This window comes from Paenibacillus barengoltzii NBRC 101215 (assembly GCF_004000745.1).
Taxonomy (GTDB): Bacteria; Bacillota; Bacilli; order Paenibacillales; family Paenibacillaceae; genus Fontibacillus; species Fontibacillus barengoltzii.
In genome coordinates this window covers 14,194-36,510 of record NZ_BILV01000052.1, presented here as the reverse complement: position 1 = coordinate 36,510, position 22,317 = coordinate 14,194, and the positions used below count along the sequence as shown (strand labels likewise).

The window sequence follows — 22,317 nt, the reverse complement described above, 5'->3', positions numbered from 1 at the left end:
AGGATCCTTATTTTTGTTTTCGGATCCCGCGCAGTAAGGAAATGGATTCGACCAAGTGATTGTCGAAAATTTGCCGGGCTACCGCGAGCAAATCTTTCAGCAGTGGATCTCGAAGCGAGTAAACAACCGTCGTGCCTTCCTTGACGGTATTGACCAGATTTTTGGCCCGAAGAACGGCTAATTGTTGGGATACGGCTGACCCTTCCGATCCAAGGATCGATTGCAGCTCGTTGACATTCCGTTCGCCTTCGCTCAGCACCTCCAGAATACGAATTCGCATCGGATGGGCGAGAGCTTTGAAGAATTCCGCTTTAAATTGTTGCAAGTTCGCGTCCATCGATTAAACTCCTTAAAATCATAAATTTCATATCTCTGAATCTTTGCATATTTGATATCTTATCATAGCCTCGGCAGAGTGTATAGAGAAATAGTCTGACTTAAAATTGAAAATTTCGCGAGAGCTCAGGGGGATAGGAGGGCACAGGGACTGGGTTTTTCCATTTGAGCTTTGACAGACAAATATGCTATACTTAATAATGATAATCATTATCATTAAATGGCGAGGAGAACTTCAACGGGTTAAACCTAGTTATCTTAGTTAATCTAGTTCATCCGTTTCATTAGGTTCTGCCCTCCGTCATCTTACTATAGAGAGACTCCGATTAGGGGAGTGGAGAGTGAGGAATCGGGATAACATGGAACACTTATTGGAAGTGAAGGATTTGGCCATCTCGTTTCATACCCGGGAGGGGGAAGTGCAGGCCATTCGCGGCGTGAACTTCTACGTCGACAAAGGGGAAACGCTGGCCATCGTAGGCGAATCGGGCTCGGGCAAAAGCGTCACGTCTCAGGCCATCATGCAACTGATTCCCCGGCCGCAGGGCGTATATAAACGCGGGGAGATTTGGTTTGACGGGCAAGAGCTGACCAGCAAAACGGAGAAACAGATGCAACGGATTCGCGGCAAGGAGATCGGGATGATCTTTCAGGATCCGATGACCTCGCTCAACCCAACCATGAAGGTAGGGAAGCAGATCACCGAGGTGCTTCATACCCATGAGCATATGTCCAAAGAAGCCGCGTACCAGCGGGCCGTGGAGCTGCTGGGTCTGGTTGGGATCAAGTCGCCCGAGCGGCGCTTTCACCAATACCCGCACGAGTTCAGCGGCGGGATGCGGCAGCGGGTCATGATCGCTATCGCGCTGGCGGCCAACCCGAAGCTGCTGATCGCCGATGAGCCAACCACGGCGCTGGACGTTACGATTCAGGCGCAGATTCTGGAGCTCATGAAAGAGCTGCAGCGGAAGATCGGCACGGCCATTATTTTTATTACACACGACCTTGGCGTCGTAGCTAAAATGGCCGACCGCGTCGCGGTGATGTACGCCGGGCAGATCGTGGAGACGGGGACGGCGGAGGAAATTTTCTATGACCCGCGCCATCCGTATACGTGGGGACTGCTGGCCTCGATGCCAAGTCTCGATGGACATGGCGGCGGGAAGCTGGCGGCGATCCCCGGCACGCCGCCGGACTTGATCCGTCCACCGCAAGGGGACGCGTTTGCACTGCGGAGCTCGTACGCGATGAAGATCGACTTCGAGCAGGAGCCGCCGCTGTATCGGGTATCCGATACCCATGCGGTGAAGTCGTGGCTGCTGCATCCGCAGGCGCCGCAGGTTATGCCGCCTGAAGCGGTGAGCCGGAAGCGCCGCTGGTTGCCAGGAACCTATGAGGTACCTGTGCTTGCGGAAGCGTAAGCGAGAAGAGAAGTGATATTTTTTTCCATAGGGAGGAACCGGAATGTTTGTTATGACAAGGACCATGGTCATTGAGAAGGGCAACAGCGACAAGGTGATTGCTAGATTTAGCCAAGAGGGCGCCATCGACCAGATGGAGGGCTTGGTGGACATCAGCGTGATGGTGAATCGAAAGAGCCAAGAGCAGGAGGAAGTGGTGGTCGTGATCCGATGGGAGTCGCAGGAAGCATGGAAGAACTGGGAAAAAAGCGACGCACACATCCAAGGCCATAAAAATAACCGCGGAAAGCAGCCGCCTTCTTACATCCTCAGCACGACGGTGAACCTGTACGATGCCCAGGTCGTGAAGAAGGGCAAAGCCTTTTTGAACGGCGTATGACGTGTTAAACTGGAACCATGATTCATAGACGAGATTGCTAGATTGGGTTTTTCGCAATTCTCGATTACATCAAGGCAAGGAGATTATCATGAAGCTGGTTTCATGGAACGTCAACGGACTGCGCGCCTGCGTGGGCAAGGGATTTTTGGACTATTTCAAAGAGGCGGATGCGGACATCTTCTGCCTTCAAGAGACGAAGCTGCAGGAAGGGCAGATCGAGCTGGACCTTGGCAGCGAATACGAGCAGTATTGGAACTATGCGGAGAAAAAAGGCTACTCCGGCACCGCTGTCTTCACGCGCATCAAACCTTTGTCCGTGCGTTATGGCATGGAGGAGGATTATGAGCCGGAGGGGCGGATTATCACGCTGGAATTCGAGCAATTTTATCTTGTTACCGTGTATACGCCGAATGCGAAACGCGACCTCTCCCGTTTGGATTACCGGATGGAGTGGGAGGACCGGTTCCGCACTTACCTTACGGGCCTGGATGCGGTCAAACCGGTCATCGTTTGCGGCGACCTGAACGTCGCCCACAATCCCATAGATATCAAGAACGCCAAGTCCAATGAAGGCAACTCCGGTTATACGCTGGAAGAGCGCGGCAAAATGACCGAGCTGCTGGCCTCCGGGTTTATCGATACGTTCCGGCATTTCTACCCGGACTGCGAAGGCGTGTACAGCTGGTGGTCATATATGCCGAAAATTCGCGAGCGGAACATCGGCTGGCGGATCGACTACTTCCTCGCTTCCTCCCGGCTTGCGCCGAAGTTGCAGGATGCAGGCATCGACTGCCACATCTTGGGCAGTGATCATTGCCCAGTGTCGTTGACGGTAGAATGGTGATCGCTCACTAAAATAAAACAAAGAACGCCCTAATCTCGTACAAGCTGCGATAGAGGGGCGTTCTTTTGTTATGGAGAGACGTCACGCTCGGAACCGGAGACTGCCTTTTATTTCACTCCGTTCACTTCGGATGTGGTCCACTGAAATTGAGTGATTTTGGAATCCGTATATTTGGTTGAAGAAGAACCATCGTAATTTTGCCAGGCATTGGTCTTGAATTTGGCAAGTTCAGCTTGTTTAGCTGGCTCATTGGCGTTCTCGTAATAGTAGTATCCACATAACTTTTTCCCGGGCATGACAGCAATTGCGGATTTTGCTATAGATTCCATATGAGCACGGAGTTCAGATCTAACATCTAGAATTATCTTTTCTCGCTGTGCAGATGGGTTATCGGCTACGTCTTTTAAATTTCCGTAGAATTTCGGATCATATTTAACTTTGATACAATAATCGTAAGGGTGCAGATCGGAGTTGTTCTCCTCAATTGAAAAATAAAGGATAGTTTCACCCAGAGAAGTCGTTAATTTTGAGAAATGATTTGATAAATATTCCTCTAATTCTTTGCCAGTTAAAGCTGTCGTTGATGGGGGGCTCATTGGGGTCTGTGAGGGATCATTCGTCTTTCGTTGATTCATGGTAATTGTGTTGGTCGCAGAGTTATAGTACAGATCGACGTCCTCAAGGTGTTCCGATATCACCCTAAGCGGAACGTATGTTGTTCCATTGATCACTTTAAGATCTGCATGGATTACATTGCCGTTAATAATCAGTGTAGCGGCGGGTGCAGAAGCATATGCAGGAATAGACACAAGCATAAGAACCGTTGTGAGAATCGCTGAAATTAGAAATTTCTTTTTCATACTGCCTCCTAATTTTCACCGTGTTTTGTAACAACAGTTTATCAAGAAAAGGGGAGTACTTCCATATCATCCAGCGCTAAATCGCCGACAATCCATGACAGGAATCCAACAAAAAATGAGTGATTACTCACTTGACTATTTACTCGGCGAGGAGTATATTTGAACCATCAAGAAAATGTGAGTAAGTACTCACGTCAACAACCTGTCCCATAGAGGAGTGGTGCAGATGTCTAATCAAGAAGTTTGTATTCGAACTCAAGGAGTGACCCGCAAGTTCAACGATAAAGAGGTGCTGCACGGGATCAGCCTGGAGGTGCGGCGCAATGAGATTTTTGGACTGCTGGGGCCGTCGGGCTCTGGCAAGACAACGTTCGTGAAAATGATCGCCGGCATCGACGAAGCGACCAGCGGCGAGGTTGAGGTGCTGGGCATCCGAATGCCAAAGATCAGCATGATGAACCGCATCGGCTATATGGCTCAATCTGACGCGATGTACAACGAGCTTACGGCAAAGGAGAACCTAGAGTTTTTTGGGGCGTTATTTGGGTTAAAAGGTGTGAAAATGAAGCGGCGAATCGAAGAAGTTATGGCGCTTGTCAATTTGACGGATCATTTGAAACGTCCGGTCAGCGCTTACTCCGGCGGGATGAAACGCCGATTGTCGCTGGCGATCGCGCTTATGCATGAGCCTGAGGTGCTCATTCTCGACGAGCCTACCGTCGGGATCGACCCGGTGCTGCGCAAGTCCATTTGGGACGAATTCGAACACCTGAGCCAAAAAGGCACGACGATTCTCGTCACCACCCACGTCATGGACGAAGCCGACAAATGTCATCGGCTAGGGATGGTAAGGGACGGTAATTTGATCGCCGTAGGTACGCCGGAGGCGCTGAAACAGGAGACTGGCAGCGCGACGATTGAGGAAGCCTTTTTGCATTACGGAGGTGTTCGTGCATGAGAATCCGGGCTGTGATTGTCCGTATCGTCCGTCAGTTTATCCATGACAAAAGAACGCTGGCGTTGTTGGTCGTCGCTCCGCTTCTGGTCTTATCCTTAATGTATCTTGTGTTTAATGGAGACACCTACCAACCGAAGATTGGTACCGTGCAGCTGCCTGCTGCGATTACGGAGAAATTAACCGCTGCTGATGCGGAAGTCACCACCTACGATACCGTTGAAGCGGCCGAGGCGGCCTTGGCTGATCAAGAGATCGATGCGTTTATTCGCTTAGATCAGGGGGCGGCGCAGGTAAAGCTGGAAGGCAGCGATCCATCCAAAAACCGGGCCGTCATGCTGCTCATGCAAAAAACGCTTCAGGGGCAAGCAACTCCAGCCGGAATAACGCAAAATCCGAATGGGAACGCCGCTGCGCCGGAGTTCGAATATTTGCACGGATCTGCAGACATGTCGAGCTTCGACAGCTTTAGTCCAGTGTTAATCGGATTGTTTGCTTTCTTCTTCGTATTCCTGATCGCGGGCGTGTCTTTCCTGCGCGAACGAACAAGCGGCACGCTGGAACGGTTGCTCGCCACGCCGCTGCGCCGATGGGAAATCGTTGTCGGTTATATGGCCGGGTTCGGGATCTTCACCAGTCTGCAGGCGGTGTTGATCGCCGGGTTTACGGTGTATGCGCTTGGCAGCTTGATGGTGGGCTCCTTTGGTTACGTGCTGCTTATCATGCTGCTGCTGTCTCTCACGGCTCTGAGCTTCGGCACCTTGCTGTCGGCGTTCGCTAACACAGAGTTCCAGATGATTCAGTTCATTCCGATTGTCATCGTGCCGCAGGTGTTTTTCTCCGGATTGTTTGACCTGGAGAGCATTTCGCCTTGGCTGCGCTGGATTACCCATATCACACCGCTGAAATACGGGGCGGATGCGCTGCGCGGCATCATGATCCGCGGCGAAGGCTGGAGCGGAATCGCGCTGGATGTGTATGTGCTGGCTGGCTTGTCCTTCGTCTTTATGCTCGCTAATGTCCTCGCGTTGCGCAAGCACCGCAAAATATAGTACGCTGAACAAAGAAGCCTACGATACGAAGGGAAAGGAGAGAGGCCTCTATGTCGGAGAAGAAAGAGCAGTGGCTGGAGGACTTGATCCGGTTGACGGAAGAAGATACGGAGAAGAAGACGGAGAAGCAGATCAAAATTTTGGAGGCGGCGACGGAGATTTTTGCCGAGAAAGGGTATGCCGCCACATCCACCAGTGAAATCGCGCAAAAGGCCGGGGTAGCTGAGGGAACGATTTTCCGCCACTATAAGACGAAGAAAGATCTGCTGCTGTCTATCGCCGGACCAATTGTGATCAAGCTGGTTGCGCCGTTTCTGCTGCGGGATTTTGCCAAAATGATCGAGATGCCCTATGAGCGGGCGGAGGACTTTTTTCGCGCGCTGGCGAAGGATCGTTTCAAGTTTGTTCGGGAGAATATGCGGATTATCAAAATACTGATCCAGGAGGTCCCGTTTCAGCCGGAGCTGCTGGAGCAGGTGAAGAGTTTGGCCTCCGAGATCGTCTTTCAGCGGATCAAGCGAGTTGTTCTGCATTTTCAGGAAAAGGGGCAGCTTGTTGAAGCGCCGCCATGGCGGATCGTCAGAACCGGTGCCAGCGTCATGATTGGGATGATTCTGGTTCATGTACTCCTCGTGCCGGATTTTTCGATCGATGAAGACGAAGAAATTGAACACACGGTGGACTTGTTGATGTATGGGATTGCGGGTCGTCCCCGTTAAATCGAATTGAACCCGTTTCAGGCTTAACCTGGGACGGGTTTTCTGATTTTGTGGCGGTTTTGTAAGACTTTCGTAAGACTTTTCTAACACATTCGCAAGCGGTTGGTTCTTAGATGGTTAGCATTTTTCGCTAAGATGATGGACGAACAAAGCTAAAAATAACGAAAGGAAGAAATATTATGAAAAAAATCGGATTGATTCTTATGCTGGGGGGCCATGCTGACGTTAGCCGCTTGCGGTGCCAAAAACAATGACATGAACAAAGGGAACATGACGGGGCCAACGCCTCCACCGAGATGAACAATTCTTCCGGCAGTAACGAAATGGGGCAAGAGATGATGGGCGAAGAGATGAAAGATGGCGAAATGGGTCAGGACATGATGGGCAATGAGATGAAGGACAACGAAATGATGGTCATCCCGATTTACTGGTGCTCGATCTTTCGGCGTTGTTGAATCGGAGACGAGGGGCAGTACGTTTTGGTTCACGGTGCTTGAGGCGAATGATGGCAGGCGTTCTGAGAATATACAACAAAAATAAGGAGGAGGGGAGGTATGAAGGGAATGCTGGAGCGCCTGCGCAAAGGGTATGGCAAGAAACTCGTCGCCTTGCATACCTGGAACGGCTGGATCGTCGTGATCCTTGCGCTGACGGGGCTGCTGCTGGTTGGCGGGTTTTGGCGCGGTTTGCTGGGTGAGGGCCGGGTTTGGCTCAAATGGCTGCATATCGCGGTAGGCGTTGCTTCGATCCTCCCGGTCATTTATTACTTGCTGTTAGCGGGGAAGCATTGGAAGCAGCTGCAGCAGAAGCCCTGGCAGCGGTTTAACGTTCTCGTGGTCCTAGCTTTACTGCTGGGCTGGTTTGGCTCGGGCGTGCTGCTGTGGCAGTTCAAGGCGGTGGGTCCGAGAGTGTCCAATACGGCACTGACCGTGCACGATTTATTAACCTGGATCGGTTTGCCGTACATCATTTACCACTCCTTAACCCGGACCAAATGGTTGAAGGAACCGGCCCGACGGTCGATTAAACCCGAGGCTCGCCCAGTTGGCGGCGGGGCGCAGGGACATTTTCGGGTATATACGGTCACGGACATTCCGTCTTTCTCCAACGAGAACTGGCCGTTTACGATCGACGGTCTGGTGAACAACAAGTTCAAATGAAGCTGGGAGGACTTCCTCAAGCTGAAGCGGAAGGTGCAGGTGAGTGATTTTCACTGTGTGACGGGCTGGTCGGTGTACAATAATACTTGGGAAGGCATCCCGCTGCGGGAGCCGCTCCAAAAAGCCGGCGTAAAGCCAAACGCCAAAACGGTGAAGTTCTATTCGGGGGACGGCGTCTACACCGATACCCTCACCTTGGATCAGGCGAATATGGACGATTGTATGGTCGCGGTGATGCACGACGGCAAGCCGATACCGAGCGACTTGGGTGGTCCGGTAAGACTGATCGTGCCGAAAATGTACGCCTACAGGTCGGTGAAGTGGCTGAACCGCATCGAGCTCATCGAAGGCGAGCATGTCGGATATTGGGAGCAGTGCGGCTACTCCAACGATGCGTGGGTAGGAATGAGCTGATCGCTCGTATAGTAAAAGAAGAAGCCGGATACTCCATTTAAGGGGTTCCGGCTATTATTGATGGTGTCTATCCGCTCCCTTCTTTTTGAGGATTATCCCGTTGCATCAGATAGGTAGTGTAATCCAAAACCGACGATCCCCACCAGGTCCCTTTCCACTGCAAGGCTCCCCCAGTGAACTTCCACTTCCACTCGATACTTCCACTCAATCCCCAGTTCTGAACGAAAGGGATAATCGTGCAAAGAGGTGTGAAGAAGATACTAGCCGCCCTATTATTGACAATGATAATCATTATCAATTATACTTCGGTTATCAAGTCATGTACTTGGAAGGAGTTGGGGAGGGAATGAGCAATATCATCATCGTCTATGCCAGCTTGACCGGGAATACGGAGGAAATGGCTGAACTAATCGCTGAAGGGATTCGCGGAACCGGAGCGGCTGTGGATCTGAAGATGGTGGAGGATTGCAACGCCATACGCTTGTTGGAATATGATGCCTGCCTGTTGGGTGCTTATACATGGGGAGACGGGGAGCTTCCCGACGAATTTGCCGATTTCGTGGATGAAATGAAGGAGCTGAATTTGGCGGGATTCCGGGCTGCCGTATTTGGCAGCGGAGATACTTCCTACCGTCTGTATTGCGCCGCCGTAGATGAATTAGAGCAGCGGCTTCGGGAAAACGGGGCGGTCATCGTCCAACCGCCGCTCAAGGTGGAATACGGCCCAAGTCCGGAGGAGAAGGTATTGTGCCGGGAGTTCGGGGCCAATTTCGCACAACGCATAGGAGCGCTGAATCAGCCATGACCAAGCAGCTTGCGGATTATGTGCTCGAAAAATGGCTGCGTTCGCTGAAGTCGGACTCGAGCGGTCCGGCAGGGGCGTGCGGCCAAACGTACAGCCAATCGTACGGCCCAACAGGCGGCGGTTCTTGCATCTCCTGGCAGCAACGCGTGCAATACGCAGTGGGTCACGCCATCAACGATTATTTCACGCTTCTCCCGGCGGTCCGTTTGCATACGCCGATCCAGGTGCTGCTGAACCGGCGTTGGCCGCGGAATCAGCGTGATTTTCCGGATCCCTTGTTCTACTGGCAGGTGTACCACCGGATGGTGTCGGAATTAACTTTCATTACGGGGACGAGGATATACGAGTATCCCTTAGCTTTATATGAGAATTGGGGAACGCACGTCGCGGGGCTGGATCTGCATTTGTCTATTATCTTTCAAGCGGTATGGCAAGAGCGGGGGAACCCGGATCGGGTGACCGTGCAGAAGTTCCTCGTGGAGGAGAATGAGAGCATCACGCAAGCTTTTATCCATCTGGTCAACGTGTTTTGGCACAGCGCATTTGGCCGTCCGCCCGGCGATATCGAAGTCTATGCGTTAATGGAGGGAAGGAGGCAGGTGATTCCAGGAGAATCGCTGGACCTGCAGGAATCACTGGATTATGTGTGGTTGTTGCAGGAGGCCTGGGAATGCGGGTGCTGTCATCGGGAGAGCGAGGAACCTGGCGCCGACATCAATCGGACCGGAGGCGGTGAACCCTGGAGGCTTGGCGTATCGTAAGAACAATAAAGCGGCTAGAGCAAAGCCCCGCGTTTGCGGGGTGATTTTTTTGTAGGGTAACAAATTTGGGGGGCGGCGCTTTATGTTCCGGCTGCGGACGGCTACAATAACAGAAAAGAGAGAACGCGACAAGGAGTGCAAGAGCCATGAATATCCACGAACTCAGAGAGCACCGCCAATACCCGGACAATATCGGACATGAAAATAACCGCGCCACCTTCGAACGCGATTATTCACGGCTGATCCATTCCCCGACCTTCCGCCGGCTGCAAGGGAAGTCGCAAGTATTTGGGGCCGGCACAGGCGATTATTATCGAACCCGGCTGACGCATTCGCTGGAGGTCGCCCAGATCGCCCGGGAAGCGGCGCGCAGTCTGCTGCGCACGTATCCGGAGCTGGCGGCTGACCGCGCTCAGCATCCTGGATTGGTTATCGATCCGGAGGTAGTGGAATGCGCCGCCATCTGCCATGATTTTGGTCATCCCCCGTTTGGGCATAAAGGCGAAGAGGTACTGGATCAAATATTGGAGAAACTTATTGAGGAGAAGGTACAGGCAGCTTTAAAAGGCAAACAACCGACTCCGGAAGAAGAGCAGCAAACGAGGGCCGCCTTACGTCAGAAATACGAGCATTTTGAAGGCAACGCCCACAATTTCCGACTGATGATGTTCCTGGAGAAGCGGGAAAACATCGATGGGTTGAACCTATCCGATGCGGTGCTGCTGGGAACGAATAAATACCCTTATCCCGGTACGGTCAACAAGAAAGGGTTATATCTGCATGAATGGGAGTACATCTCTTACATACGCGACCGCTGGGGCATTCCTGAGGGCAAGAAAACGTTTGAGGCGCAACTTATGGACCTGTGCGATGACATCGCTTATTCGGCCCACGATCTTGAAGATGGCATCAAGGCGGGAAAAATCGAGGTGCATGAGCATTTCCTCAAGGACTCGCACATTCAGCGGCTGATTGTCGAGAAGATCATGACGTTGGAGGACGCTTGCTGGACGGGATGGCAGCCGCCACAAATTCAGGTTAAGGTGGCCGAGGTGCTGGACGATTTCCTGCGCATCTGGAACGTTAAAATGCCGGTGTGCGATCATGACTATTCCCGCACGCGTCGGGAAGTCAAGGCTTATTGGGTCAGCTTGTTCGTTGGCAGCTTGGGAGTGACCGACGACGGCGATTGGCAGAAGGTTACGTTCGTGAAGGACGGGCAGGAAGACATGGATATGCTGCGGACGGTGAGCGTGCTGAAGAGCTTCGCTTGGGTGACGATGATCCGAGATTTGCGGGTTCAACGGCTGCAGAAGCGCAGTGCTTGGATTATCAAGCGGTTGTGGGATGCCTTTGTTGATCCGGAGACCAGCAAATCGATTATCCCCGGCGACTGGCTGCGCAGATTTGATCGGGACCAAGCTAGACCTAAACCAATCTGGACATGGGAGCATATGATCATCGATTATATTGCCGGCATGACGGACGCCTACGCGGAAAAGATCTACAACGAGCTGTACGGACTGAAGGTAGGTACGATTTACGATATGGATTAGAAAAGACAAACGGACCGGCGAAATGCCGGTCCGTTATTTTAGATGTGGAAGCTTTATAGCGGCGGGTTGGCGTGGCATTTCCGGCACACCGGATAATACGACTCGTTGCCGCCGATTTGGATCTGTTCGCCGGTGTAGACGGGTTTACCGTTCTCCACCCGCAGGTTCATTGTCGCTTTGCGTGCGCAGAACCAGCAGATCGTTTTCATTTCCTCGATTTTGTCGGCATAAATCAGCAGCAGGCGGCTGCCCTCAAACAACTGGTTCTGGAAATCGTTCTTCAATCCGAACGCCATTACAGGAATATCCAGCTCATCAACGATACGGACCAGCTGCTTGATATTGCTCTCATTCAGAAATTGGCATTCGTCCACCAATACGCAGTATAAGCGCGGGGTATGATTTTGGACGATTTCAAAGAGGTTCGTATCTGGATAAATCGGAATCGCCTCTCGACGCAACCCGATCCGCGAGGAGACATAGCCAACCTCATCACGGTTATCGATCGCCGAAGTAAAGAGCAGCACCGGTTTGTTCTGCTCTTCATAATTGTGGGCAACCTTCAAAATTTCGATCGATTTGCCGCTGTTCATTGCTCCGTACTTGTAAAATAATTGTGCCAACGATGACGTCCCTTTCTATTCGTTCTATCGCAAACCATGTTCTTTATTCTAGCATACTTCGCTTCGGTTGTTGGATAGGCTGGCGCGAAATTTGGAGAAAATCAGCGTCTGGAAAAAGTTACATCGCTGCTTCGGCCGCGCGGCTGTGCGTTTTGCGGATTTGCATCGCCATCACAGATCCATACCCCGCATGCTCCAGCAGGTGTATAATGGAAATTGGGTAAAAGGCCCAATGAAGGGAGAGGTGTATATGTCCGTCCATACGGAGAAATCGCTGCCTAGAAAAAGCCTGAAGGAGCTGGGGATCTCGGCTCGGAACGTGATTCATTTTTTGGAATATTTGAAAGCGCATTCGATTGAATTGCATAGCTTCATGCTCGTGCGGCAGGGGCATGTTGCGGTGGAGGGCTGGTGGGCGCCTTATGGGCCGGATCTGCCGCATATGTTATTTTCCCTGAGCAAAAGCTTCACCTCAACCGCCATCGGCATGGCCGTTCACGAGGGCAAGCTGAGCGTGGATGATCCGGTTGTTTCTTTTTTTCCGGAAGAAGTGCCGGAGGAAGTATCGCCGAATTTGGCCGCCATGCGGATCAAGCATCTGCTGATGATGGGGACGGGCCATGCGGTGGATACGATGGGGGCGCTTGCTGGAGCGAAGGACGGGAACTGGGTGAAGGCGTTCTTGGCCTTACCCGTCGAGCATGACCCGGGGACGGTCTTCGTCTATAATACGGGAGCGACCTACATGCTGTCCGCCATCCTGCAGAAGATCACCGGGGAAACCTTGCTGGAATATTTGCAGCCCCGTCTGTTCGAGCCGCTGGGTATCGAGAATCCGACTTGGGAGAGCTGCCCGCGCGGCATTAACACCGGGGGATTTGGACTCAAAGTAACGACAGAGGATGTTGCGAAATTCGGCCAGTTGTACTTGCAAAAAGGCGTGTGGCAAGGCAAGCGCCTGGTGGAGGAGAGCTGGATTGAGGCCGCAACCTCCAAGCAGATTTCCAATGGAAACGGCGGAGACAGCGACTGGGCGCAAGGCTACGGGTACCAGTTCTGGCGCTGCCGCCGCGGTGTATATCGGGGGGACGGAGCGTTTGGCCAATTTTGCATCGTTCTGCCAGAGCAGGAGGCTGTGCTGGCGATGACGTCCGGGACCAACGATATGCAGGGGATTCTGAACGGCGTATGGGAGCACCTGCTGAGTGCCTTCTCTGAAGGAAACGAAGGCTCTTCCGAAGAAGATGCGGCGGCGGAGCAAGAACTGCGTCATGTATTGGAGGGGCTGGTCTTGGAGCCGCCTCGATTGCAGGCGGATTCGGAGCGGGAGGCTGAGCTTGGCAGCGGTAAAGAATGCGTGCTAGAACCCAATGACTTGGATCTTCAAAGCATGAAGATCGAGATTCAAGGGGATACGGCTGTGCTGACGGTTAAGAACCCGCGCGGTGAGCACCGGATCGAACTAGGGCGTCATACGTGGCGATTGGGGCGGACGGCGCTGTTTGGCGGGGAGGAGCAGATTGCAGCCTCCTTCACCTGGAAGTCGCCGGAAACGCTGCTGCTCACTATCCAGCGCATCGAGACGCCGTTCCGATCCAGCATCGACATCGAATGGCTGGACGAGGGCGTCGAAATCCGCCATGCCATCAACGTGTCCTTCGGGGAGACAGCTTCGCCTCCGATCCGGGGGCACGAACAGTAACCGCCGAGGGCAGTTATTCCTTTGGGTAACGTTCCGTCAGCAACCGATTCACCAAGTCGCTCATGCCCTCCCATGAATCCTTCATGAGGAATTGCTGCTGAATCGGGGCGTTCCACGGGCGCGGGATCCCGATCGTGAGCCGCCCGGCTTCCTTGGCTGGCAGCAAATTATGCGGACCGTCATCGATGAGCAGATCGAAGTCGAGTAATGTTTTTCGCTTGGCGACGAAGAAGTTTTCAAACGGGATAAACGGCATCCAGCGTTGCAGCCAGTTCCATTTTTCCTGTACAGATGAAGGGCGGGCGGCGGTAACGATGATGACATCATGGTCCTGCGTCATCTTGCGTACTTCCTCGACGGTGTGCTCATCAAAGATCTCCAGCTCCTCATACAAGCCGGGGCGCCCGAAGAAGATGTCTTCATTGCACTCGGGATGCCAAATTTTCGTCATATCGAAGCTGATCATTTGATCCATCGTGAGCGGGCGGTCGGGGAACTGCAAATTATGATAATAGATCGCCTTGGGCACGAGATGACAGAGGGTATCGTCCATATCGATGGCTACAATGTGTTTGCGCATGAGGGAAATCTCCTGATTCGATGTATTCTTGGATTGGTATGACTTCCTCTAAGATATCAGAAAAATGCAGTTTTGGGATACCGTAAGGCCATGTAAAAAAAGAACCCGGGCTCCGTATCAACGGAACCGGGTTCTTCTGCATGAACAGCCATAGGAGGTTTACAGCTTTACTTCATGCGCAGCGGGAATGGCAGCGAGATGAACAAGCGCGTCCGCTCCGGCCAGCGCACTGTAGCATTCGCCAAGCTGCTCCAGATCGGCGATCAATGTCGGACAGACCGGGTCTTCTAAATGGACGGATGTCTACGTTCAGCACGTCATATCCGTGTTCGACGAATTCGCGTACCACATAGCGTCCTAACATCCCGCTTCCCCCGGTAACTACGACTTTGGCCATGACTGCTTGGACTCCTTTTTAGTTGAGAATCTCTTCGATTCGTGTCAACACGTCTTCGCTCAGCTTGATGCCGGAAGCTTTGGCGTTCTCGATCACCTGCTCCGGACGGCTGGCGCCAACCAGTGCACTGGCCACGTTGTTTTGACGTAAAATCCAAGCCAGGGCCAGGTTACCTACCGTGATTCCAAGTTCAGCAGCAATTCCCTCAAGTTGCTTCACCTTGGCAATGTTCTCTTCCGTAATTCCTTTGCGGACCCATTCCAGCTTAGCTGCACGGCTGTCCTGCGGAATATCATTTGCCGATGTATATTTACCGGTGAGCAGACCTTGAGCCAGCGGGGAGAACACTACTTGGCCGATGCCGTGGCGTTCGCTGACCGGAATAACTTCCTTCTCGATATAACGATTAAACATGTTATATACCGGCTGGTTCACAACGATGCGATCCAGCAGGTAACGATCCGCCAAGCCCACGGCTTCCGCAATTTGCGAAGCTTGCCATTCGCTGACGCCAGCGTACAGGATTTTACCTTGGCGAATCAGGTCATCGATCGTGCGCAGCGTTTCGTAAAGCGGTGTTTCCGGATCGTGACGGTGGCAATAAAAGATATCAATATAGTCATGGCCAAGACGCTTCAGGCTGGCATGAACTTGCTCCATCACGTGCTTGCGCGACAAGCCGCGATCGTTAGGTCCGTCCCCCATCGGCCAGAACGCTTTCGTAGCGAGTACGTAGGATTCCCGCGGATAAGCTTTCAGCGCTTTGCCTACCAGCTCTTCGGCAGCTCCTCTTTCATATACATTGGCGGTGTCAAAGAAGTTGATCCCTAGATCGTAGGCGGTTTTGATCGATTTCTCCGCATTTTCACGTTCGACATACCCGCCGTAAGTCAGCCAGCTTCCCAAGCTGATTTCACTGACTTTGAGGCCGCTTCCGCCTAGTCTTCTATATTCCATGTTTCGTCATCCTCCTTGAGCATTTGAATTGTAACCATTTTCATTCTATAAAAGTTCATATACAATTGAAAGAAGTGAAAACCCCTTCACTAAATTATATCCATGTTACTTACTATACAAAGTATAGTTTCCTATATCGAATCTATAGGATCTGAGATAGCATCATGAATCCATCATACGAAACCATCGATTTCAGGGGAGGATATACCGAATGAACAGCATCCGTAAAGCAAGCAATTACATTCCGAAAACACCGGAGCATATCGAATGCAATATCGAAAAAACGTTGGACGTCCTTGGTGGAAAATGGGCGTTTCTGGTGATTCGCGAGCTGTTTGGGGGGACGCTTCGTTTCGGGGAGCTGCAGCGCCGTATCCCGCAAGTGAGCCCGCGGGCGTTAACCAGTACGTTGCGTCATCTGGAGGAGAAGGGCGTACTGGAGCGGACGGTGTATCCTACCGTTCCCGTGACAGTCGAATATACACTTACGCCGAAGGGGATGGATTTGCATGTGATCTGTCATGAGATGAAGGTTTGGGCTGCGCGGTGGACCTAATGGAACAGGGAAGGGGGTCCATGCTTAAACTGATCGGCAGAAGTATCCGTGACTTCCGCAAGTATTCCGGTAAGCTGCTGCTGTTTCAACTGCTATATATGCTGGCTACGAGCGTCTTTGTCCTGCCGGTGACGACGTTTCTGTTCAACCGCGTTCTCCGGGTCGTCGGCTCTGGTTCCCTGTTGAACGGGGAGGTGTACCGGCTCGGGTTGAGCTATAAAGGTGTGGCAGGACTGATTCTCATCGGGCTCGTTGCCTCTTTTACCCTGCTAATTGAATTGTTGGTCCTCATCGTGCTGATTCAGCAACGCTTTTTTGGCAAATCGATTCCCATTTCTGACGCCGTGTTGACCGTGCTGCATAAAATGCCCAAGCTGTTCGGGTTTGGCGTATTCCAGCTGCTGTTGTTGTTGCTGCTCTTGATTCCGTTTGTAGACTCGCCGTTGTCGGCTTCGTTTTACGCGTTGTTTAACGTGCCGATCTTCTTGAACAATCAAGTGCTGGATGCTTCATTCACGATGACCGTAGCTTATCTCATGCTGATCGCAGGGCTGCTGTATACTTTGCTCCGCTGGATTTTTGTCCTGCATTGCATCGTGCTCGAGGATATGAACCTCCGGCAGGCGGTTCGCCAAAGTCATCAGTTGACACAAGGTCGGCGGTGGCGGCTGTTTGGAACGCTGCTTCTATTCAACTGCATGGTGGTGGGTGTCACCTCTGCGCTAGTAACTGCGCTAGGGCACATTCCTTCCTGGCTGGACCTGGATGTGCTTGCGCTGGTGTCCCAGCACTATTCCCTGACCGTTTCGACGGTACTGGCTTATCTGCTGGAGCTTCTGTTGCTGCCCATCAACCTGTTCGTGCTGACGAGGCTTTATTATGCGTTGGGCCGCTTAAAATGGATTCGGCCAAAGGATCAGCTGCAAGTGCGCCGCAGCCGAATCGGTCGTCTGGAGGACCAGATCATCGATTGGTGGAAGGGGCTAAAGTGGAAAAGGATGGCGTACGTCCTGAGCGCCGCCCTTTATATATCCCTTGCGTTGCTGATCGGTCTGCGGGCAAACGAGAGCCTCGTCTACGCAAAATGGAACGTGCAGATCGCAGTCCATCGCGGAGATACGTCGAACGCTCCGGAAAATTCGCTGCCTGCCCTGATCTCGGCAATTGACAAAGGCTTTCAGGTTGTGGAGTTGGATGTGCAGTTGACCAAGGATGGCGTCGCCGTGTTAAACCACGATTCTGACCTGCGGCGGATGACTGGCTTGAAGAAGCGGGTCGCGGATATGAACTTCAATGAAGTGCAGCAACTGTACATCGGGATGGATGCGAACGGTTATCCGATACATATTCCCTCGTTATCCAGCGTGCTCGCTGAGGCGCAAGGGCGCATTAAGCTGTTGCTGGACCTGAAGCCTAACGGCGCGCCGAGTGAAGCGCTGGCGGAGGAGGTTGTCCGCCTCATCAAGGAAGCGGGAGTCGAGGAAGAGGTAAGGGTGCAATCCTTCGACGGCGAAGTGCTTGGCCGCATCCGTGAATTGGCTCCCGAGATCAAGATCGGGCGCATTCTGTTCTTCGCTCTTGGAGATCTATCGGTGCTCGACGTTGACTTCTATACGATCGAGCAGGTGATGTTAACGGATTTTCTCGTGGACCAGGCCCATGCCGACGGCCGCGAGGTTTGGGTGTGGACCGTCAATTCCCGAAGGGATATGAAGGAAGTGCTCAAATATCCGATCGACGGCATCATCACCGATTATCCGGAGACCGCCCAGTCGATGGTAGAGGTGGATTTGTGAACTGAATAGATCAGAACCCAAAAAGCGCCATCCCGTTGAAGGGATGACGCTTTTGATTTCATGCTGACTGGCCAAGTATGGAATTCTTCTACTCTTCTCCCGTTGCGATCGGGTTCTCAGGGTAAGAGATCCAGTCGCTCCAGCTGCCGGCGTACAGCTTGACCTGCGGGTAGCCGAGCCGGTAGAGGGCGAGCACGTTCGGGCAAGCGCTCACGCCGGAGCCGCAGTAGACGATGGCTTCGCGGCCTTCGTCGAGTGCGGCGATGACCGGCGCCAGCTGCTCGCGCAGCTCGCCCTCGCTTTTCCAGGAGCCGCTGTCATCCAGCACTTGCTTCCAGAACCGGTTGATGGCCCCGGGAATGTGGCCGGCTTTGGCATCGAGCGGCTCCTGGCGTCCGGCGTAGCGATCCGCGGCGCGCGAGTCCACCAGCAGGACGCCGGGATCGCTGAGCGCCCGGCGGATGTCCCGGACCTCGGCCAGCAGGTGCGGCCGGGGGGAGGGGGTGAACGCGGCGGGGACGATGGTCCGCCGCTCCGAAGTCACGGGATAGCCGCCGGCTTGCCAGGCGGCGAACCCCTCGTCCATGACGTAAACCTCGTCATGGCCCAACCAGCGCAGCAGCCACCATAGGCGGGAGGCGTTCATGCCTCCCTGGTCGTCGTAGGCGACCACCCTGGTGGCGTTGCCGATGCCGGCGCGGGCGAAGCGCGCGGCTAACTCGTCCGGGGCGGGCAACGGGTGTCGCCCGCCATGCGTGGTGACCGGTGCCGACAGATCCTGCTCCAGATCGAGATAGACGGCACCGGGAATATGCGCAGCGTCATAAGCCGCGCACCCGGCCTCCGGCTGGCCCAGCTCAAAGCGGCAATCGACGATCACGAGATCCGGTTCATACATTCTAGCTAACAGCCAACGTTTGGATACGATTGGTTCCATAAGGCATACACATCCTCTGCACACATCATATGGAACCATTATAAGCTTAAAACTTAGATCAGGCGATATCCGCTAGGCAATGTTCCGCTGGTGCGAATTTGCCGAACTTGTTCTACCGTGAGCCGTTGGTTGGTCGCAATGAGAGACTCTACGTCTTCGCCGCCGATCAGATCATCTAAGTCATTCAGGCGCCGGCTGCCGCGGAGGATCCGGAAGTTCCCTCTAAAGCGGGGCCGCGTAAAGAGTACAAGCGTTGCGTTAGGATTGGAAGAAACGAAGCGCAGGCTCTCGATTCCGTCCAAAATAGCATCGGTGTTACGGATGCCGAGGTTCCCGGTATAGACACGGCTTCTTCCCGTCAGATTTTCCTCGGAATAAACCGTCAGCCGGGGGGAAGTTTGAGAGATGTGAACCAGCTTTTTCATAGAAAGCTCCTCCTTATCTTTTTTGGCGATAGATTGGGGCTGCTTCTAATAGATCTTAAGGGTCTATGAATATTGCATATTACTCTATTCTTTTTAGTGTTGAGGGGTGTAGATAAAAGTAACCCCCGGCAGCCCGATTCTATAAAATTCAGGCCAAAAGAGGAGAAGGCTATGGATAGACAGGTGCGGAGGAACAAGCTTGAAACACAGCTATTTTTCGATTGAGGAACCGCCATAACTTAGCTATAATGAAGTGGTTTGCAGCCCGAAAGGGTGACAAAATTTGATAAGAAAGCTGGGACCTTAACACAAATGCATACCAACACGAAGTCCATGGGGAAATACGAAATCCTCTACGTGATAGGCATTATCGCCATCTCGTTTTCTTCAATCTTCATCCGCTGGTCTAATGCCGAAGTGTCGGTGATTGCCATGTACCGGATGTATATCACGAACATCTTGATGCTGCCGCTGCTGTGGCGCTATCGGGGAGAAATTGTGCAACTAACGGGCAAGCAATGGGGGCGTCTTATGTTTTCGGGGCTGATGCTGGGGTTGCATTTCTTGCTTTGGATGGGCTCTCTGCGCTTGACGACGGTCGCAAGCTCCACGGTCCTCCTGACCTTGGAGCCGATCATCGTGATGTTTGGATCGTTCTTCTTATTTGGGGCAAAAATCAATAAAGCGATGATCCTCGGCATTACGCTGGCATGCATCGGTTCGATTGCGATCGGCTCAGGAGATTTTGCCTTATCCGGTAAGGCGGTGAAGGGAGATTTGCTCTCCCTGCTCGGGACAATTGCGGTCGCGATTCATATTCTGGTCGGCAAGCAACTGCTGCAGACAATCAGTGCGTTTGTTTATAACTTCCTCGTGTTTGCCGTGGCAGGAACGTCGATGGCGGTATACAATGCAGCTGCCGGCATCCGGTTTACCGGCTATGAGCCGCGGGAATGGGGCATTTTCCTCCTGCTGGCGATCGTCCCTACGTTATTTGGCCATTACCTGTTCAACTGGCTGATGAAATACCTCAGCGCTTCGGCGGTGTCGATGGCCGTTCTCGGCGAGCCGGTATTTGCCTCTCTGCTGGCGTGGTTGCTGCTGAAGGAAAGCTTAACTCCGCTGCAGCTGTCAGCAGGCGTGCTCATCTTGTGCGGGGTATGGATCTTTATTCGCTATGGCAAAGAAACGCCTGCCGTAACTATGGAAAATCCAGTCTTACCGACAGGGCAGGAAGGGAAGGCAAGTTAAGGTCGGGCGAAGGGACATAAGAACAAAGGGACGAACCCGGAGAAAGCTCGCTTGGTTAACGTCCCTTGGGGTTATTTTTTTAGTTCAAAAAATTGACATTCGCGGCGCGGATGATAGGACAACTCGTCCACACCCGCCTGCGTGATAATGGTGTCCTCGGTGAATCGGATAATCATGCTGCCGTTGTCGATCATATGATCGTCGCGGAATACGCGAATGCGCAGCTTCCGGTCCAACGCTTCCTGAAAGTCCTGATCGGTAAACAGTTCTCTGAGAGTAGGCATCGTACGATATCTCCTTCGGTTACTAGATGGGCGGATCGGCGGATCGTAAAGAATGACTCCTGTTATTGTACCTGGAAGCCTGCTGGTTGAAAAGGGAACCTCTCCGACGCGGGAGATGTGGAGATAACAGAGAGGCATATGTGCAGTAGATACAGAAGTGCAGAAAAGTAGAGATTTCTCCTCTCTCGGCCGGCGCTTTTGCATGATTATCCCGTTCGTTCAGAATAGAGTGATTTGAAGCTAAACCCAGGTTCTGCTCCCTTATCGAAAGGGATAATGACGTAAAGGGCGTGCAGACAGACATATTGCGCGTTTCCACACCCCACACGTTTCGAAAAAAGTCGATCAGGAATTTTACCTCCTGATCGACTTTTGTTAGGTTTGCGGCAAATCCGGTACAGCCCAGCGCAGGATTAAGCCAGCGTGGGTTAAGCCGCTGCCAAAGCCGTACACCAGCACGCGATCGCCATATTTCAAGCGGCCTTTGTCAACGCCAGTCTGGAGTGCCAGCGGGATGGAGGCAGAAGACGTATTCCCCATGTCCTGCACGCTTTGCAGGGTTTTGGCCAGGGGGAGATCCGCTTTCTCGCAGATCGATTCGATCATGCGCAGGTTGGCACTGTGCGGCACAAACCAGTCGATGTCCTCGCGAGCCAGACCCGCCTGCTCCAGCAGTTGCTCGATCCCGGCGGTCACGGTGCGGACGGCCCATTTGAACACCTCGCGGCCGTTTTGCACGATTTTGCCTTTCCCTTCAAGGGGCTCTCCGTTCATTTGATCCGACAACCCGGTGCGATACACATGGATGCCGCCGGAACCGTTCGTTCCTAGAATAAACGATTCGAATCCTGGCCATTCGTCTTCCGCCTCAGGGGTTGCCTCGACCAGCACGGCCCCGGCTCCATCCCCGAATAGGATGCAGGTGCTGCGGTCGGTGTAGTCGGTAATTTTGGACATCGTTTCCCCGGCCACGACCAGAATTTTGCGATGCAGGCCAGCGCTGATCATGCCGTTCGCCAAATGAAGTGCATAAGCGAACCCGGCGCAGGTTGCGTTCAAATCAATCGCCCCTGCCTGTTCCATGCCAAAATGCTCCTGAATCCGGCAAGACACGGTCGGAAACGAATAATCCGGCGTTGTCGTTGAGGTGATGATGAAGTCGACGTCGTCCAGCGAAGTCTTGTATGTCTTACGAAGCCGTTCTACCGCCTGAATGCTCAGATGGGAGGTGAATTCATTCTCCGCAGTAATATGTCGTTCTTTAATTCCCGTGCGCTGCACAATCCACTCGTCGCTCGTATCCACGAGCTGCTCCAAATCCGCATTGGTCAGGATTTTGTCCGGAACATAGGTACCGATTGCGGTAATGCGGGCCTTGGATTGCGGTGTTTGTACGGTCATCGAAATCACTCCTTTGTCGTGAAGGTTATATTTTTATGATCTGGTATTAGTACCTGGTGATAAATTGAGTATATCATGTTTTCAATTTCAAGCAACTGTGACTTGAATGCTATAATGGTTCAGTGGAAAGGAGTGTTCGATCGAAC

23 protein-coding genes and 2 pseudogenes are annotated in these 22,317 nt (G+C 52.7%); 15 read left to right on the top strand and 10 right to left on the bottom strand.

The features are described 5' to 3' along the window. Nucleotides 1–7 precede the first annotated feature (7 nt). Nucleotides 8–337, bottom strand: a complete 330-nt coding sequence (locus PBA01S_RS15095) for an ArsR/SmtB family transcription factor (protein ID WP_009224433.1) — start codon at nucleotides 335–337, stop codon at nucleotides 8–10. Nucleotides 338–695: 358 nt separating this feature from the next. Here PBA01S_RS15095 and PBA01S_RS15090 point away from each other — a divergent pair, with 358 nt between their 5' ends. The 3 genes from PBA01S_RS15090 (at nucleotide 696) to PBA01S_RS15080 (ending at nucleotide 2,980) form a co-directional block, all read left to right on the top strand. Further along, on the top strand, nucleotides 696–1,757 hold the full coding sequence (locus PBA01S_RS15090; RefSeq protein WP_028539953.1) for an ABC transporter ATP-binding protein: 1,062 nt from the start codon (nucleotides 696–698) through the stop codon (nucleotides 1,755–1,757). Nucleotides 1,758–1,800: 43 nt separating this feature from the next. After that, nucleotides 1,801–2,136, top strand: a complete 336-nt coding sequence (locus PBA01S_RS15085) for an antibiotic biosynthesis monooxygenase (RefSeq protein WP_009224435.1) — start codon at nucleotides 1,801–1,803, stop codon at nucleotides 2,134–2,136. 88 nt (nucleotides 2,137–2,224) lie between these two features. Beyond that, the gene (locus tag PBA01S_RS15080) at nucleotides 2,225–2,980 is read left to right on the top strand and encodes an exodeoxyribonuclease III (RefSeq protein ID WP_028539954.1); all 756 of its coding nucleotides are present in this window, start codon (nucleotides 2,225–2,227) and stop codon (nucleotides 2,978–2,980) included. A gap of 107 nt (nucleotides 2,981–3,087) precedes the next feature. Here the strand turns inward: PBA01S_RS15080 and PBA01S_RS15075 are convergent, their stop codons facing one another. Next, the gene (locus tag PBA01S_RS15075) at nucleotides 3,088–3,840 is read right to left on the bottom strand and encodes a stalk domain-containing protein (RefSeq protein ID WP_028539955.1); all 753 of its coding nucleotides are present in this window, start codon (nucleotides 3,838–3,840) and stop codon (nucleotides 3,088–3,090) included. Nucleotides 3,841–4,066: 226 nt separating this feature from the next. On the opposite strand from PBA01S_RS15075, the gene PBA01S_RS15070 reads away from it, so the two are divergent. From PBA01S_RS15070 to PBA01S_RS15040, 8 genes and pseudogenes are all read left to right on the top strand, one after another. Continuing rightward, the gene (locus tag PBA01S_RS15070; protein ID WP_028539956.1) at nucleotides 4,067–4,798 is read left to right on the top strand and encodes an ABC transporter ATP-binding protein; all 732 of its coding nucleotides are present in this window, start codon (nucleotides 4,067–4,069) and stop codon (nucleotides 4,796–4,798) included. Continuing rightward, nucleotides 4,795–5,847, top strand: a complete 1,053-nt coding sequence (locus PBA01S_RS15065; protein ID WP_028539957.1) for an ABC transporter permease — start codon at nucleotides 4,795–4,797, stop codon at nucleotides 5,845–5,847. Before PBA01S_RS15070 ends, PBA01S_RS15065 begins: the two co-directional genes overlap by 4 nt. 50 nt (nucleotides 5,848–5,897) lie before the next feature. Further along, the gene (locus PBA01S_RS15060; protein WP_028539958.1) at nucleotides 5,898–6,566 is read left to right on the top strand and encodes a TetR/AcrR family transcriptional regulator; all 669 of its coding nucleotides are present in this window, start codon (nucleotides 5,898–5,900) and stop codon (nucleotides 6,564–6,566) included. A 323-nt stretch (nucleotides 6,567–6,889) separates the two neighbouring features. Next, the gene (locus tag PBA01S_RS23170) at nucleotides 6,890–7,021 is read left to right on the top strand and encodes a hypothetical protein (protein ID WP_255315370.1); all 132 of its coding nucleotides are present in this window, start codon (nucleotides 6,890–6,892) and stop codon (nucleotides 7,019–7,021) included. A gap of 99 nt (nucleotides 7,022–7,120) precedes the next feature. Further along, a pseudogene (locus PBA01S_RS23430) lies at nucleotides 7,121–8,140 on the top strand (molybdopterin-dependent oxidoreductase). 346 nt (nucleotides 8,141–8,486) lie between these two features. Then, complete coding sequence (locus tag PBA01S_RS15050) at nucleotides 8,487–8,945, top strand: flavodoxin (RefSeq protein WP_009224443.1); 459 nt, start codon at nucleotides 8,487–8,489, stop codon at nucleotides 8,943–8,945. Continuing rightward, on the top strand, nucleotides 8,942–9,706 hold the full coding sequence (locus tag PBA01S_RS15045; protein ID WP_028539959.1) for a hypothetical protein: 765 nt from the start codon (nucleotides 8,942–8,944) through the stop codon (nucleotides 9,704–9,706). The genes PBA01S_RS15050 and PBA01S_RS15045 overlap by 4 nt, the downstream gene beginning before the upstream one ends. A 146-nt stretch (nucleotides 9,707–9,852) precedes the next feature. After that, the gene (locus PBA01S_RS15040) at nucleotides 9,853–11,262 is read left to right on the top strand and encodes a deoxyguanosinetriphosphate triphosphohydrolase family protein (RefSeq protein ID WP_028539960.1); all 1,410 of its coding nucleotides are present in this window, start codon (nucleotides 9,853–9,855) and stop codon (nucleotides 11,260–11,262) included. Between the two features lie 53 nt (nucleotides 11,263–11,315). Here the strand turns inward: PBA01S_RS15040 and PBA01S_RS15035 are convergent, their stop codons facing one another. After that, nucleotides 11,316–11,885 (bottom strand): thymidine kinase, encoded by a 570-nt coding sequence (locus PBA01S_RS15035; protein ID WP_085170539.1) that lies wholly within the window; start codon nucleotides 11,883–11,885, stop codon nucleotides 11,316–11,318. 250 nt (nucleotides 11,886–12,135) lie between these two features. Between PBA01S_RS15035 and PBA01S_RS15030 the strand changes: the two genes are divergently transcribed. Next, nucleotides 12,136–13,587 carry a serine hydrolase domain-containing protein gene (locus PBA01S_RS15030; RefSeq protein ID WP_085279405.1) on the top strand — a complete coding sequence of 484 codons (1,452 nt, stop codon included), beginning with the start codon at nucleotides 12,136–12,138 and terminating at the stop codon, nucleotides 13,585–13,587. A 13-nt stretch (nucleotides 13,588–13,600) separates the two neighbouring features. Here PBA01S_RS15030 and PBA01S_RS15025 read toward each other — a convergent pair whose 3' ends face one another. From PBA01S_RS15025 to PBA01S_RS15015, 3 genes and pseudogenes are all read right to left on the bottom strand, one after another. Then, nucleotides 13,601–14,167 carry a 5' nucleotidase, NT5C type gene (locus PBA01S_RS15025; protein WP_028539962.1) on the bottom strand — a complete coding sequence of 189 codons (567 nt, stop codon included), beginning with the start codon at nucleotides 14,165–14,167 and terminating at the stop codon, nucleotides 13,601–13,603. Between the two features lie 177 nt (nucleotides 14,168–14,344). Next, nucleotides 14,345–14,564 (bottom strand): annotated as a pseudogene (locus PBA01S_RS15020) (NAD-dependent epimerase/dehydratase family protein); the annotation flags it as partial. Nucleotides 14,565–14,582: 18 nt separating this feature from the next. Next, nucleotides 14,583–15,521 carry an aldo/keto reductase family protein gene (locus tag PBA01S_RS15015; protein WP_028540224.1) on the bottom strand — a complete coding sequence of 313 codons (939 nt, stop codon included), beginning with the start codon at nucleotides 15,519–15,521 and terminating at the stop codon, nucleotides 14,583–14,585. Nucleotides 15,522–15,732: 211 nt separating this feature from the next. On the opposite strand from PBA01S_RS15015, the gene PBA01S_RS15010 reads away from it, so the two are divergent. Together PBA01S_RS15010 and PBA01S_RS15005 are read left to right on the top strand one after the other, a co-directional pair. Continuing rightward, nucleotides 15,733–16,077, top strand: a complete 345-nt coding sequence (locus PBA01S_RS15010) for a winged helix-turn-helix transcriptional regulator (protein ID WP_009224498.1) — start codon at nucleotides 15,733–15,735, stop codon at nucleotides 16,075–16,077. Between the two features lie 20 nt (nucleotides 16,078–16,097). Continuing rightward, a complete protein-coding gene (locus tag PBA01S_RS15005) occupies nucleotides 16,098–17,873 on the top strand; it encodes a glycerophosphodiester phosphodiesterase (protein ID WP_028540225.1) in 1,776 nt (591 codons plus the stop codon). An 88-nt stretch (nucleotides 17,874–17,961) separates the two neighbouring features. Here PBA01S_RS15005 and PBA01S_RS15000 read toward each other — a convergent pair whose 3' ends face one another. After that, nucleotides 17,962–18,810 carry a sulfurtransferase gene (locus tag PBA01S_RS15000; protein ID WP_127576288.1) on the bottom strand — a complete coding sequence of 283 codons (849 nt, stop codon included), beginning with the start codon at nucleotides 18,808–18,810 and terminating at the stop codon, nucleotides 17,962–17,964. Between the two features lie 53 nt (nucleotides 18,811–18,863). After that, on the bottom strand, nucleotides 18,864–19,235 hold the full coding sequence (locus PBA01S_RS14995; protein ID WP_016313469.1) for a hypothetical protein: 372 nt from the start codon (nucleotides 19,233–19,235) through the stop codon (nucleotides 18,864–18,866). 312 nt (nucleotides 19,236–19,547) lie between these two features. On the opposite strand from PBA01S_RS14995, the gene PBA01S_RS14990 reads away from it, so the two are divergent. Continuing rightward, complete coding sequence (locus PBA01S_RS14990; protein ID WP_036701426.1) at nucleotides 19,548–20,486, top strand: DMT family transporter; 939 nt, start codon at nucleotides 19,548–19,550, stop codon at nucleotides 20,484–20,486. 71 nt (nucleotides 20,487–20,557) lie between these two features. On the opposite strand, the gene PBA01S_RS14985 is transcribed toward PBA01S_RS14990, so the two are convergent. Beyond that, nucleotides 20,558–20,770 carry a hypothetical protein gene (locus PBA01S_RS14985; protein ID WP_016313467.1) on the bottom strand — a complete coding sequence of 71 codons (213 nt, stop codon included), beginning with the start codon at nucleotides 20,768–20,770 and terminating at the stop codon, nucleotides 20,558–20,560. A gap of 375 nt (nucleotides 20,771–21,145) precedes the next feature. Then, nucleotides 21,146–22,171: a ketoacyl-ACP synthase III gene (locus tag PBA01S_RS14980; protein WP_028540226.1), complete on the bottom strand. Its 1,026-nt coding sequence runs from the start codon at nucleotides 22,169–22,171 to the stop codon at nucleotides 21,146–21,148. Between the last annotated feature and the right edge of the window lie 146 nt (nucleotides 22,172–22,317).